This is a genomic window from Aurantimonas sp. 22II-16-19i, from assembly GCF_002088275.1.
Lineage (GTDB): Bacteria > Pseudomonadota > Alphaproteobacteria > Rhizobiales > Rhizobiaceae > Jiella.
Window position 1 is genome coordinate 1 of record NZ_AQQS01000034.1, and the last position, 13368, is coordinate 13368.

A 13368-nucleotide genomic window follows, 5' to 3' on the forward strand; every position below is an offset into this window, starting at 1 on the left:
TCTTCGCCGGCGATCCGATCGGCCGCTATGGCAGCCGCGACTTCGCCCGCCGCGTCGGCTGGCTGCCGCAGCAGCCGCCGCTCGCCGCCAGCATGACAGTCGCGGAGGTGGCCCGGCTCGGCCGCTATCCCTGGCGCGGCGCCTTCGGGCGTCACGGGGCAGAGGACGAGCGGGCCGTCGCCGACGCGCTGCACCGGGTGGGGCTGGCGACGATGGGCGAGCGGGCGATGACCAGCCTCTCCGGCGGCGAGCGCCAGCGCGCCTGGCTCGCCATGCTGCTCGCCCAGGAGCCGGCCTGCCTGCTCCTCGACGAGCCGACCGCCGCCCTCGACCTCAAGCACCAGCTGGAAGTGCTGCGGCTCCTGAGGTCGCTGAAGGACACCCACGACCTCACCATCGTCATGGCCATCCACGACGTCGGCATGGCGGTGCGCTTCGCCGATCATCTCATCGCGCTGAAGGCCGGGCGGACGGTCTTTGCCGGGCCGCCGGAGGCGCTGGCCAAACCCGACGTCCTGTCGGCGATCTACGACCTGCCGATCGGCACCGTGCGACCGGCCGAGGCCGGGCCGACCATCGTCTATCCGCTGTAATCCAACCATGGAGGGGACCATGACGCGTCGCTTCGCCTGCCACGCCATCTGCCGTTTCGTCCTCGCAGCGCTCGCCGGCCTGGCGCTTCTCGCCGCGCCCGCCGGCGCCGAGGCCGCGGGGCCCGACGCTGGGCCCGCCTCCCGGCCCGTTTCCGGCAAGGAGCGGATCGCCGTCATGGAGTGGGCCGGGCTCGAGACGCTGCTTGCCCTCGGCATCACGCCGGTCGGCGCGGCCGATGCCGGCGGCTACCGCGAATGGGTGGCGACGCCCGCGCTGCCCGAGGCCGTCGCCGAGGTCGGCTCGCGCCAGGAGCCCAATCTGGAGGAACTCGCCCGGCTGAAGCCGGACCTGATCCTCTCCCACGCCCATCTCCGGCCCCTGAAGGGCAAGCTCGAGGCGATCGCGCCGGTCGAGGACGTGACCCTCAACGGCACCGGCACCGATGCCTATGAAGCGGTTCTCGAAGGCACCCGCAGGATCGGCGCGCTGACCGGCAAGTCGCAAGCCGCCGAGGCGCTGATCGGCAGCGCCGACACGGCGTTCGAGGCCGATGCGGCGAGGCTCGCCGCCGCCGGCCTTGCGGGGCGTCCCATCTATTTCGTCCGCATCATCGACGGCAACGCCCTGCGCGTCCACGGCAAGGGATCGATCGCCGACACGGTGCTGTCCCGGCTCGGCCTGACCAATGCCTATCAGGGCACGGTCAACGAGTGGGGCTTTGCGACGGTCGAGCCGAGCGCGCTCGCCGAGGATCCGGACGCCGCGATCCTCGTCGCCGGGCCGGTGCGCGACGACCAGATGGCCGCCGTCTTCGACACGCCGCTCGGCCGGGCGCTGCCGGCGGTGCGGGCGAAGGCGGTCCACGACCTCTCCGTCACCTGGACCTTCGGCGGCATTCCCTCGGCGATCCACATGGCCGATGCGATCGCCGCGGCCCTGACGCAGACCTTGGCGGAGACGGGCAACTGATCGCCTCGCAGGATCCGGCTCCGGCGACGCGGATCGCCCTCGTCGCGCTGCTTTTGGCCGCGACCGGCGTCGCCGCGTCGGCTGCCGGCTGGGATCCGCGCGTCACCTTCGACGTCGTGCGGCTGGGTCTGTTCGATCCGCCGGAGGACGTCTTCGCGGCGGTGATGTTCCATTACGCGACCCTGCCGCGCATCGTCGTGTCGCTGGTCGCCGGCGCCTCGCTCGGCCTTGCCGGCGCGGCGATGCAGGCGGTACTGCGCAATCCGCTCGCCTCGCCGACCACCCTCGGCGTCTCGGCGGGGGCGCAGTTCGCGCTGGCGCTTTCGGCGCTCGCCGGCCCGGCCGCGACCGTCCTGCCGCGCGAGGCCTGGAGTCTTGCCGGGGCGCTCGCCGCCACCGGCCTCGTCTATCTGATCGGCCGGCGCACCGGCTTCGAGCCCGCCCGGCTGGCGCTGGCCGGCATGGCGATCACCCTCTTCCTGTCGGCGGCCTCCGCCGCGCTCATCCTGTTCAACGAGCAGCAGCTCGCCTTCCTCTTCCTCTGGGGCTCGGGCCATCTCGCCCAGTCGGACTGGACCAGCGCGACGATCCTCCTCGCCGCCTTCGCCGTCGCCCTCGCGGCGCTCATCGCAGCCTCGCGGGCGATCGGTCTCCTTGCCGTCGGCGACCAGCTCGCCGCCAGCGTCGGCCTCAAGACCGAGACGGCGCGGCTCGCCGTCCTCCTCCTCGCCGTGGCGCTCACCGCCTGCGTCGTCACCCGCATCGGCGTCGTCGGCTTCGTCGGCCTGGCGATCCCGGCGATCGTGCGGCTCTGCCGCCCGCGCTCGGTCGCAAGGTCGCTTCTCGCCTCCGCCGTCCTCGGCGGGCTGGCGCTGTTTGCCGCCGACGCCCTGGCGCAGCTCTCTTCGGAGCTCACCGGCCGGCTGGTCCCGGCCGGCGCGGTGACGGCGCTGTTCGGGGCGCCGGTGCTGTTCGTGCTGTTGTCGCGCACGCGCCTCGCCGCGCGGCCGCACCAGCCGGCGGGCCATGCCGACGGGCGCTTCCACGACGCCGGGCCCGGCCTCCTCGTCGGGCTGGCCGCAGGCCTCCTCGTCGTTGCGGCCGCCGCGCTGATGATCGGGCGCACCGGCGCCGGCTGGGAGCTGCTCGCCCCCTCCGGCGACGGCGCGCTCTTCCTCGCCCGGCTGCCGCGGGTCGTCGGCGCGCTGCTGGCCGGGGCGGCGATCGCTCTGTCCGGGCTCCTCGTCCAGAAGATCGTCGGCAACGACCTCGCCAGCCCCGAACTCCTCGGCATCAGCAACGGGGCGGCGGCGGGGATCGTGTTCGCGGCGCTGTTCCTCGGCGTCCTGTCGCGCACCGCGCTGCTTCTCTCCGGCATCGTCGGGGCGATCGGCGCGACCCTGCTGGTGCTCTGGTTCGCCCGGCGCCACCGCGACCAGATCGCCGCGGTGCTGCTCGCCGGCATCGCGCTCGGCGTCTTCCTCGATTCCATCATCCGCATCGCGCTTGCCACCGCCTCCATGCAGGCGGCGGCGCTGCTCACCTGGCTGTCCGGCTCGAGCGTTCTCGTCTCCCTGCCCGAGGTGCTGGGGCTCGGCCTCGTCCTCGCCGCCACCGTGGCGGTCGTCCTCGCCTTCCGCAGGCCCGTGGCCCTGCTCGATCTCGGCGCCGAGGTGCCGCTGGCGCTCGGCCTGAAGGTGCGGGCGGTCCAGACGGGCATGCTGGCGCTCGCGGCGCTGCTCGCCAGCGCCGCGACGATGGTGATCGGGCCGTTGAGCTTCGTCGGCCTTCTCGCGCCGCATCTGGCGCGGGCGCTCCGCGCCCGCCGCCTGGCCGTCCAGGTCGCCGCGACGCTGCTCCTCGGCGCCATCGTGATGACGCTGTCGGATTTCGTCGGCCGGGTCGCCATGGCGCCGTGGCAGGTGCCGGGAGGCCTCGTCGCGGGCCTCGTCGGCAGCCTCGGCTTCATCCTTCTCACCAGCCGCCGGAAGGCCGCCGGGGCCGGCGCCTGATCTTGCCGATCCCGCCGACTTCCGGCGATATGTCAACTGAAGCAAGGACATCGGACATGACGTTTCCCGCCCGAGCGGTCGGTACCGTGGCCGGACCGTTTCCCGCGACGCTGATCGACGATATCGCCGCCGAGATCGCCGAGCACGGCTATGCCGTCGAACGGCAGGGCGACGGCCTCTGCGTCGCGCTGCCCGTCGGGCGCCTCGAGGCCGAGCCGGAGGCGGCCGGCTTCTCGGTGCGGATCGCCTCGAGCGGCCCGAAGCAGATCCACGAGATGCGCGAGGCCTTCCTGCATTTCCTCGATCATGCGGCGCCCGGCCTGTCGGAGCGGATGACCTGGCGGGGGGACCTGCCGACGGGGGCCTATCCGCCGAATTTCCGCAAGGTGCGGGTGGTCGGCACCCGGCCGGTCTCGCCGAACTTTTTGCGGATGACGATGGCAGCCGAGACTGTCGGCGATTTCGTCGCGGGCGGCATGCATTTCCGTCTCGCCATTCCGCCGAAGGACCGCGCGCCGGTCTGGCCGCATCTCGACGGCGGCGGCCGCACCCGCTGGCCGAAGGGCGAGGACGCGCTGCACAATCCCGCCTACACCTTCGTCGCCGTGGACGTCGAAAAGGGCGAGTTCGACTTCGACCTCTACGTCCATGACGGCGGCAAGGCGACGCAATGGGCGCTCGAGGCCGAGGCCGGCGAGGAGGTCGGCCTGCTCGGCCCCGGCGGCGGCACGCTGCCGCCCGGCGACTTCCTGCTGATGGCGGGCGACGAGACGGCCCTGCCGGCGATCCGGCGGATCCTCGAACTATCCCCGCCGGGCCGGCGCGGCCATGTCTTCGTCGAACTCGGCGACATCGCCGACCGCTGCGAGCTCGCCGTGCCCGAAGGCATGACGGCCGAGTGGCTGATCCGCGGCGAGGGGCCGGATCTCTGGACGCGGATCGCCGCCGTGCCGTTCCCGGGCGAGGGCGAAAGCCGCTTCGTCTGGATCGCCGCCGAGCGCGAACTGGCGCGCAAGGCCCGCCTGCATTTCCGCGACACCCTCGGGATCACCCAGGACGAGGTCTACATCTCGGCCTACTGGACGCGGTGACGGCCGGCCGCCGGCCATGCGCGGAGGCTGGCGGCCGCCTGACGCGCCGCAGCCCCCGGCGCCGCGATCGGGCCTTCGCCGGCTGTGCGGGCACCGCCAAGCCGCCCGCCCTGGTGCCTCGATCGAATTTGAGTGATTCGGCACATCGAACGTTAGGGAATTTCTGCAATCGTCACCGCGCTTGATCCGTTCAACCGGGACGAAAGAGACGACCTTGGGCAAGACCATCGGTGAAGTTCCGCCGCGTCGGTTCACGACGGCGCTCAGACGGTTTGCGCGGTCTTCCGGCGGCAATTTCGGCATGATGGTGGGCATCGCGGCGGTGCCGCTGATCGTCGCCATGGGCGGTGCCGTCGACTACTCCAACGCCTTGCGCGAGCGCGAGAGCGTGCAGGCCGCCGCCGACGCCGCGGCTCTCGCCGCCGCCAAATATTCCGGCAACGACGAGGCCGAGCGGACCGCGCGGGCCGACCGCTTCTTCAAGGCCAATCTCGACGCCGACATCACCGTCAAGGCGACGTCCCTGTCCAAGGTCGACAAGGCCTGGGTCTACGACGCCGAATTCTCGACGCCGACCGCCTTTCTCGGGCTGATGCACATTGACAAGCTCGACATGGAGGTCGCCTCGACCGTCCGCCAGGCCGACGTGCCGCTCGACATCGTTCTCGTCCTCGATTCGACCGGCTCGATGCAGTGGTCCGGCAAGATGGATCAGCTCAAGGCGGCGGTGAACCTGTTCCTCGACAATTTCGACGGAGCCTCGACCACCGGCAAGGTGCAGGTCGCGATGATCCCCTTCGACACCGACGTGAAGGTGAAGGACCTGACCATGTCGATGTGGGCGGCACCGACCGTTCAGTGCAACCAGATGTCGTCTCCGGACCGTGACTATTGCAGCACTTCGGCTCCCGGCTTCATGCTCGGCACGAGCGGCACCTACTATGCCGGCCGGAGCGGATCGCGCTACCTCGCCTACATCTACAGCACCTTCGATACCCTCGCCGGTTCGCTGCGCGTCGACCGGACGACCTACAGCTGCAGGAACCGCGACTATTCCGGCTGCACGACCTCGACGACCGCGGTCTACGACCGCAGCTACATGCTCTCCCAGGTCAGCGGAAACTTCTCCGGCTGCATCAACGACCGCCAGCAGCCCTACGACACGACCTCCGACGCGGCCGTCGCCTCGACGTCGAACTCGCTCTACATGCGGGCCGCGAACTGCAGCGAGAGCGGCTCGCTCCAGCCCGTCGTCGGCCTGACCGAGGATTTCGCGGCGCTTCGGACCGCCGTCGGCGCGCTCACCCCCTCCGGCAACACCAACATCGCCGTCGGCGTCCAGTGGGGCATGGAGGCGTTGACCGCCGCCTATCCGCTGCAGGGCAAGAACACCGACGAGAAGACCAAGCAGATCATGATCGTCCTCACCGACGGCGACAACACCGAGGACCGCTGGTACGGCTCGTCCGACAGCAATAAGATCGACGAGCGGACGGAGCTCGCCTGCACGAACGCCAAGGCGATGAAGAATCCCGACGGCAGCGATCTGGAGATGTACACGATCCGGGTGATCGACGGGAACGAGAGCCTGTTGAAGAGCTGCGCCAGCGACGACGACCACTATTATTCCGTCAGCAGCGCCAGCCAGCTCACCGCAGTCTTCCAGTCGATCGCCGAGCGGGTGAAGCGCATCCGCATCGTCAGCTGACGGACCCAGCCGGCGGACGCGCCTGCGCCCGCCGCGTCACCGGGACCGAGGCCCGCCCGCGAGGGCTCCGCGACAGGCCCGCCCGCCTCACTCCATGAACTGCAACAGGATGTGCGAGAGCTCCGGGAAGGCGGCGATGATCGCCAGCCCGATCAGGCTGGTGATCAGGAACGGCACGGCGCCGAGCGCGATCTTCTCCAGCGACATCTTGGTGATGTTCGCCGCCACGAAGAGGTTGATCCCCACCGGCGGGGTGAACAGGCCGATCGCCAGGTTGACCATCAGCGCGACGCCGAACCAGACCGGATCCCAGCCGAGCTTGTGGACCACCGGCAGGAAGATCGGCAGGGCGATGAACATGATCGTCACCGCATCCATGAACATGCCGGCGATCAGCACCACCAGCATGATCACGGCGAGGATGATCCACTCGTTGTCGCTGATGCCGAGCAGCGCGCCGGAATACTTGCCGACGAGGTCGTCCACCGTCACCACCCAGCCGAACAGGCTGGCGAAGGTGACCACCAGCATGACGACGGCGGAGGAGGCGCTGGCCTCGACCAGCGCCCTGTAGAGCGTCGCAAAGCTCAAGGTCCGGTAGATGAACAGGCCGACGGAGAGCGCATAGACGGTGGCGACGATCGCCGCCTCGGTGGGTGTGAACACCCCGCCATAGATGCCGCCGAGGATGACCACCGGGGTGAGCAGTCCCCAGAAGGCGTCGACGAAGGAGCGGCCGAGGCGGCCGGCATAGCTCATCCCCGCATAGGGGCTCGGCGACAGGGTGGCGAGGCCGCCCGTGCCGCCGGAGCCGGCTGTCGTCGCCAGCGCCGCATGCCGCGCCTTGCCGGCGAAGGGCAGCGTCGCGATCATCAAAAGGCCCATGACGAGGCCGGGGATGATCGCGGCGATGAACAATTTGGCGATCGAGGTCTCGGCGATGACGCCGTAGATGACGAGGCCGATCGACGGCGGGATGACGATCGACAGCGCCGCGCCGGTGCAGACGAGGGCGGCGGCGAAGGGCCGCGGATAGCCGTCCTCCTCCATGCCGCGGATGATCAAGGGCCCGATCGCCGCCACCGAGGCGGGGCCGGAGCCGGAGACGGCGCCCCAGAACAGGCAGACCACCGTGCCGACGACGCCCATGCCGCCGGGCAGGTCGCCGACCAGCACCCGGAAGAAGCGGATCATCCGCTCGGCGATGCCGACCGTGCCCATCAGCGCGCCGGCGAGGATGAAGAACGGGATCGCCAGCAGCGAGAATTTCGCGATGCCGCTGGACAGCAGATCACCGACGAGATCGAGGCCGAAGCCGAGCTGCCACATGGCAAAGAGCGAGGAGAGGCCGAGGGCGAAGGCGACCGGCACGCGCAGGGCCAGCAGCACGAAGAACAGGACGACCATCGCCGTGCCGGGATCGAGATCGAGCACCGTCAGATCCCCTTGCCGTCGTCGGGCACGCCGCCCGGCTGGCGCCATTCGGCAAAGCCCGCCTGGACGAGGCGGATGGCGATCAGCGTGAAGCCGACCGGCAGCCCGACCGAGACGTACCATTCGGGGATCTGCATGCCCGACGAGGTGACGCCGCTCTCATACTGGTTCTGCACGAGCCCCAGCGTGTACCAGGCCGACAGCGCCAAAAGCAGCACCGACAGCGCCGCCGAGATCGCCACGGCGACGCGCCGGCCGGCCGCCGGCAGCAGGTCGGTCACCAGCGTCACGGCCAGATGCTCGCCGCGCCGCGCCGCGATCGCCGCGCCGAAGACGGTGATCAGCAGGAAGCCGTCGAGCAGCAGCTCCTGCGTCGCCGCGAAGGAATAGCTCGTCAGGTAGCGCACCACGACGTTGACGAAGCCGAGGCCGGTCATCGCCAGGAAGATGGCGGCGCAGATGATCTTTTCCGCCTCGTCGAGGAGGTGACGCATGGGGGCTTCTCGGATGGGTGAAACGTCGGGCCTCGCCGGCGGTCGGCAGACCATGGCGGCGAAGCCGCCGAGCCTTGATGACTGAGGGGCGGCGGCGACCGACCGGGCGCCGCCGCGTTGCGCCTCAGTTGGCGGGCTTGGCGCCGGCCGTGATCGTCTCCTGGAAGAGCGCGACGAGATCCGGGCCGACCTTTGTGGCCCAGGTGTCGAAGGCGGGCTTGGTCGCCTGGCGGAAGGCGTCGATCTCCTCGGCGCTCGGCTCGTAGATCTCCATGCCCTGTTCCTTCAGGAAGGCCAGCCCCTTGGCGGTATCCTCGCGGGTGACCTGCTTCTGGTAGGTCATCGCCTGCTCGGCCGCGTCGCGGACGATCGCCTGCTTTTCGGCGTCCCACGAATCCCACAGCTTCTGGGAAACGCCGATGAAGATCGGGTCGTAGGAATAGTGCCAGGGCGTGATGTATTTCTGGACCTCGTAGACCCGCTGCGGAATGATCACCGCGCCGATCGGGTTCTCCTGGCCGTCGACGACGCCCTGCTGCAGCGCCGAGAAGGTCTCGGTCCACTGCATCTGCTGGGGATTTGCGCCGAGCGCGTTCATCACGTCGATATACATCGGCCCGGCGACGCGCATCTTCAGGCCCTTCATGTCGGCGGGCGACTTGATCGGACGGGCGTTGTTGGTCACCTCGCGGAAGCCGTTCTCGCCCCAGGCGAGGACGACGATGCCCTTCTCGGCCATGATCTCGGTCATCCGCTCGCCGGGCTTGCCGGCGGTGGTGGCATCGACGTCGTCATAGTCGGAATAGAGATAGGGCAGCGAGAACACCGCCATCTCGGGCACCAGCGGGGTCACGTTGATCGCCGAGGTGACGACGAAGTCGAGGGCGCCGCGGCCGACCATCTCGGCCTGCTTCATCTGGTCGCCGCCGGTCAGCTGGGCGTTCGGGAAGATCCGCACGTCCATCTCGCCGTTCGAGCCCTTCTCGAGCAACTCGTTGAACTTCTCGGCGCCCTTCTGCCAGGTGGTGGTGTCGTTGGTGTTGTGCGACAGGCGGAACGTCTCGGCGAGTGCCGGCGTCAGCGCGGTGGCCGCGAAGGCGGCGGCAAGGGCCGCAGCGGCGGCGAGATGCTTCAGTGTCATGGTGCTTCCTCCCGGGACGAAATCTGCCGGCCGCGCCGCCCTCCTCCAAGGGGTCCACATGATGGACGTCGATCATGGCCAGTGAGGCGGAGGTTGCCATCCAACGCTGCCGCTTGCAAGTTCTTATCGCTTGCCTGACAATGGCGCTGAGAAATTCATGTCCACAATCTGGACGGGGTGCGGGGTTGGACACGCTGGAAAAGGCCACGGCGGAGAGCGGCGGAGCGCAGAGCGTCGACCGGGCGCTGATGCTGCTCTCGCTGATCGGCCGCCATTGCGACAGCGGCGCCAGCCTCGCTTCGATCGTCGAGGGGAGCGGCCTCAACCGCCCGACGGCGCGCCGGCTGGTGCTCGCCTTGATGCGCTCGCGCCTCGTCGAGCAGGATCCCGTCACCCGCCGCTATTTCCTCGGCGAGGAAGCCTACGTCCTCGGCGTCCTCGCCTCCCACCGCTTCGGCTTTCTCGACTGTGCGCTGGAAAGCCTCGCCGTCCTGTCGAGGAAGAGCGGCGACACCAGCTTCGCCTGCGTCCGGCGCGGCGACCATTCGGTCTGCCTCCACCGGGAGGAAGGCGCCTTCCCGATCCGCACCCATGCGCTGTTGCCCGGCCACCGGCATCCGCTCGGGGTCGGTGCCGGCGCCATGGCGATGCTGGCGGCCCTCGACGATGGCGAGATCGGGCGGGTTCTCGCCGCCAATGGCGCTGTGCTGGCCGAACGCTATCTTGCCTATACGCCCGAGGCGATCGAGGCCGACGTCGCCTTCGCCCGCCGCCGCGGCTTCGCGCTCAATCCGGGGCGGGTGCTGCAGAATTCCTGGGCGATCGGCATGGCCGCCCGCTACCCGGACGGCCGGATCGCCGGGGCGCTCTCCATCGCGGCGATCGACAGCCGGATGGGCGAGGCGCGCCAGGGGGAGCTCGCCCACGAGCTGGCGCTCGAAGTCGCCAAGGTCGAGGCGCGGCTCGAACGCCGCTTCCGGCCGGTGACCGCTTCGGGCCGCCATGCGAGCGAAACGGCTCGGGCGGGCGAAACGGCCCGGGCGATCGAGAGGTCAGGGGCGATCGAGAGGGCAGGGGCGGTCGAGACGGCAGGGGCCGAGGCGCCCCGCCAAACGGTTTTTCTGGGAGGTATCGGATCATGAGCAAGGCACGCATCGTCGGCTGGTCGCACAGCCATTTCGGCAAGGTCGAGGCGCCCTCGACCCAAGCTTTGATGGCGGAAGTCGTCGGCCCCGCCATCGCCCATGCCGGCATCGAGACGGCGGATGTCGACGGCATCTTCGTCGGCGTCATGAACAACGGCTTTTCCAAGCAGGACTTCCAGGGCGCCCTCGTCGGCATGGCCCATGACGGGCTCGGCCAGGTGCCGGCGGTCCGCATGGAAAACGCCTGCGCCACCGGCTCGGCCGCCCTCTATACGGCGATGGACTTCATCGAGGCCGGCCGGGGCCGCATCGCCGTCGTCGTCGGCGCCGAGAAGATGACCGCGATCCCGACCGTCGAGGTCGGCGACATCCTGCTCGGGGCGAGCTACCGCGAGGAGGAGGCCGAGGTGGAAGGCGGCTTTGCCGGCATCTTCGGCCGCATCGCCCAGACCTATTTCCAGAAATACGGCGACCGCTCGGAAGAACTCGCGATGATCGCCGCGAAGAACCATTCCAACGGCATGGCCAATCCTTACGCCCACATGCGCAAGGATTTCGGCTTCGACTTCTGCAACACCGTTTCCGACAAGAACCCCTATGTCGCGGGGCCCTTGCGGCGCACCGACTGCTCGCTGGTGTCCGACGGGGCGGCGGCAATCGTGCTCGCCGACGAGGAGACCGCCGAGACCCTCGAGCGGGCGATCGCCTTCAGGGCGCGCCGCCACGCCAACGATGTCCTCGCCATCTCGCGGCGCGACCCGACCGAATTCGCCGGCGCCCGCACGGCCTGGGCCAAGGCGCTGGAGGAGGCGGGGCTGACCCTCGACGATCTCGACCTGGTCGAGACCCACGACTGCTTCACCATCGCCGAGATGATCGAATACGAGGCGATGGGGCTGGCGAAGCGCGGCGAGGGCTACAAGGTCGTGCGCGAGGGCATCACCCGCAAGGACGGCCGGCTTCCCGTCAATCCGTCCGGCGGCCTCAAGTCGAAGGGCCATCCGATCGGCGCCACCGGCGTTTCCATGCATGTGATGGCCGCGATGCAGCTGATGGGCGAGGCCGGCGACATGCAGATCCGGGACGCCAAGACCGCCGGCGTCTTCAACATGGGCGGCGCCGCGGTCGCCAACTACGTCTCGATCCTGGAGCGGGTGAAGTGATGGACGGCGCGCCGAAGGGAGGCGTCGCGCCGCAATCGACAAGGGTTTCCAACCTCGCCCATCTCGTCACAAGGGCGGCGCGCCGCCTCGGCGACCGGCCGGCCCTCGTCTGGGGCGACAGGGCCTGGAGCTGGTGCGACTTCGACGCCCGCGTCAGCGCCATGGCGGCGGCCCTGAAGGATCGCTACGGCGTGACGAAGGGTGATCGGATTCTGGTCCAGTCGCAGAACTGCAACCAGATGTTCGAGGCGATGTTCGCCTGCTTCCGGCTGGGGGCGGTCTATGTGCCGACCAATTTCCGCCAGACGCCGGAGGAGGTCGCCTTTCTCCTGGAGGCGAGCGGGGCGAGCGGCCTGATCTGCAACGCCGGCTTCCCGGCCCATGCCGAGGCCTGCCGGCGATCGGAGCGCGCGCCGGGCTTCACTCTTTCCATCGGCGAGGCGGCCTTCGGCGAGGATTACGACGCGCTGGTCGAGGCCCATCTCGGGCAAGACGTCCCGAACGCCGCCGTCGACCGCGACGACCCGTGCTGGTTCTTCTTCACCTCCGGCACCACGGGTCGGCCCAAGGCGGCGGTGCTCACCCACGGCCAGATGGCCTTCGTCGCCGTCAACCATCTCAACGACCTGATGCCCGGCACCGGGCCGGACGACGTCTCGCTGGTCGTCGCGCCGCTCTCCCATGGGGCGGGCGTCCACCAGCTGACCCAGGTCGCGGCCGGCGCGACGACGGTGCTCCTGCCGTCGGAACGCTTCGACGTCGCCGAGACCTGGGGGCTCGTCGAGCGCCTGAAGGTCACCAACACGTTCACCGTGCCGACCATCGTCAAACGGCTGGTCGAGCATCCGTCGGTGGACGATTTCGACCATTCCTCGCTGCGCTACATGATCTATGCCGGCGCGCCGATGTACCGGGCGGACCAGAAGCGGGCGCTGGAAAAGCTCGGTCCCGTCATCGTCCAGTATTTCGGCCTCGGCGAGGTGACCGGCAACATCACCGTGTTGCCCGGTGGCGAGCACAGCCTCGACGACGAAGCCGCCCGCCTCGGCACCTGCGGCTTCGAGCGCACCGGCATGGAGCTGTCGATCCAGGACGAGGCCGGCGCCGAACTGCCGCTCGGCCAGACCGGCGAGATCTGCGTCACTGGGCCGGCGGTCTTCGCCGGCTATTACGACAACCCGGAAGCCAACCGGAAGGCCTTCCGCAATGGCTGGTTCCGCACCGGCGATCTCGGCCACCGGGACGCGGCGGGCTATCTCTACATCACCGGCCGGGCGTCGGACATGTACATTTCCGGCGGCTCCAACGTCTATCCGCGCGAGATCGAGGAGAAGATCCTCGCCCATCCGAAGATCTCCGAAGCCGCCATCGTCGGCGTGCCGGATCCCGACTGGGGCGAGGTCGGCATCGCCGTTCTCGTCGCGGTTCCCGGCGAGGCGGTGTCCGAGGCGGAGATCGGCGCGTTCCTCGCCGCCAGGATCGCCCGCTACAAGATGCCGAAGCGTTTCGTCTTCTTCGAGGAAATGCCGAAGTCGGCCTATGGCAAGATCACCAAGAAGCTGGTGCGCCAGGCGCTGGAAGAGCGCGGCGTGCTGACCGCCGGGGCGGCCGCCTGAG

11 protein-coding genes are annotated in these 13368 nt (G+C 69.6%); 8 read left to right on the plus strand and 3 right to left on the minus strand.

Annotated features, from left to right (window positions below; genetic code table 11):
- The 5 genes from ATO4_RS21270 to ATO4_RS21290 form a co-directional block, all read left to right on the plus strand.
- A partial coding sequence (locus ATO4_RS21270; protein ID WP_083593784.1) for an ABC transporter ATP-binding protein occupies positions 1-593 on the plus strand: 593 nt, incomplete at its 5' end.
- 19 nt (positions 594-612) lie between these two features.
- Positions 613-1563 carry an iron-siderophore ABC transporter substrate-binding protein gene (locus ATO4_RS21275; protein WP_176223103.1) on the plus strand — a complete coding sequence of 317 codons (951 nt, stop codon included), beginning with the start codon at positions 613-615 and terminating at the stop codon, positions 1561-1563.
- Positions 1564-1595: 32 nt separating this feature from the next.
- The gene (fhuB, locus tag ATO4_RS21280; RefSeq protein ID WP_280940517.1) at positions 1596-3575 is read left to right on the plus strand and encodes a Fe(3+)-hydroxamate ABC transporter permease FhuB; all 1980 of its coding nucleotides are present in this window, start codon (positions 1596-1598) and stop codon (positions 3573-3575) included.
- Positions 3576-3631: 56 nt separating this feature from the next.
- Entirely contained in the window at positions 3632-4666 is a 1035-nt protein-coding gene (locus tag ATO4_RS21285) for a siderophore-interacting protein (RefSeq protein WP_176223105.1), read from the plus strand.
- A 214-nt stretch (positions 4667-4880) separates the two neighbouring features.
- Complete coding sequence (locus ATO4_RS21290; protein ID WP_083593788.1) at positions 4881-6374, plus strand: pilus assembly protein TadG-related protein; 1494 nt, start codon at positions 4881-4883, stop codon at positions 6372-6374.
- A gap of 87 nt (positions 6375-6461) precedes the next feature.
- Here ATO4_RS21290 and ATO4_RS21295 read toward each other — a convergent pair whose 3' ends face one another.
- The 3 genes from ATO4_RS21295 to ATO4_RS21305 form a co-directional block, all read right to left on the minus strand.
- Entirely contained in the window at positions 6462-7808 is a 1347-nt protein-coding gene (locus tag ATO4_RS21295) for a TRAP transporter large permease (protein ID WP_083593789.1), read from the minus strand.
- A 2-nt stretch (positions 7809-7810) separates the two neighbouring features.
- Positions 7811-8302: a TRAP transporter small permease gene (locus ATO4_RS21300; protein ID WP_083593790.1), complete on the minus strand. Its 492-nt coding sequence runs from the start codon at positions 8300-8302 to the stop codon at positions 7811-7813.
- Between the two features lie 124 nt (positions 8303-8426).
- Positions 8427-9443 carry a DctP family TRAP transporter solute-binding subunit gene (locus tag ATO4_RS21305; RefSeq protein ID WP_139802607.1) on the minus strand — a complete coding sequence of 339 codons (1017 nt, stop codon included), beginning with the start codon at positions 9441-9443 and terminating at the stop codon, positions 8427-8429.
- Between the two features lie 185 nt (positions 9444-9628).
- Between ATO4_RS21305 and ATO4_RS21310 the strand changes: the two genes are divergently transcribed.
- Genes ATO4_RS21310 through ATO4_RS21320 form a run of 3 tightly spaced genes read left to right on the plus strand, consistent with a single transcriptional unit; the run spans position 9629 to position 13367 of the window.
- Complete coding sequence (locus ATO4_RS21310) at positions 9629-10585, plus strand: IclR family transcriptional regulator (RefSeq protein ID WP_245308874.1); 957 nt, start codon at positions 9629-9631, stop codon at positions 10583-10585.
- Complete coding sequence (locus tag ATO4_RS21315; RefSeq protein ID WP_083593793.1) at positions 10582-11751, plus strand: acetyl-CoA acetyltransferase; 1170 nt, start codon at positions 10582-10584, stop codon at positions 11749-11751. Before ATO4_RS21310 ends, ATO4_RS21315 begins: the two co-directional genes overlap by 4 nt.
- Positions 11748-13367: an acyl-CoA synthetase gene (locus tag ATO4_RS21320; protein WP_176223106.1), complete on the plus strand. Its 1620-nt coding sequence runs from the start codon at positions 11748-11750 to the stop codon at positions 13365-13367. The genes ATO4_RS21315 and ATO4_RS21320 overlap by 4 nt, the downstream gene beginning before the upstream one ends.
- Position 13368 lies beyond the last annotated feature (1 nt).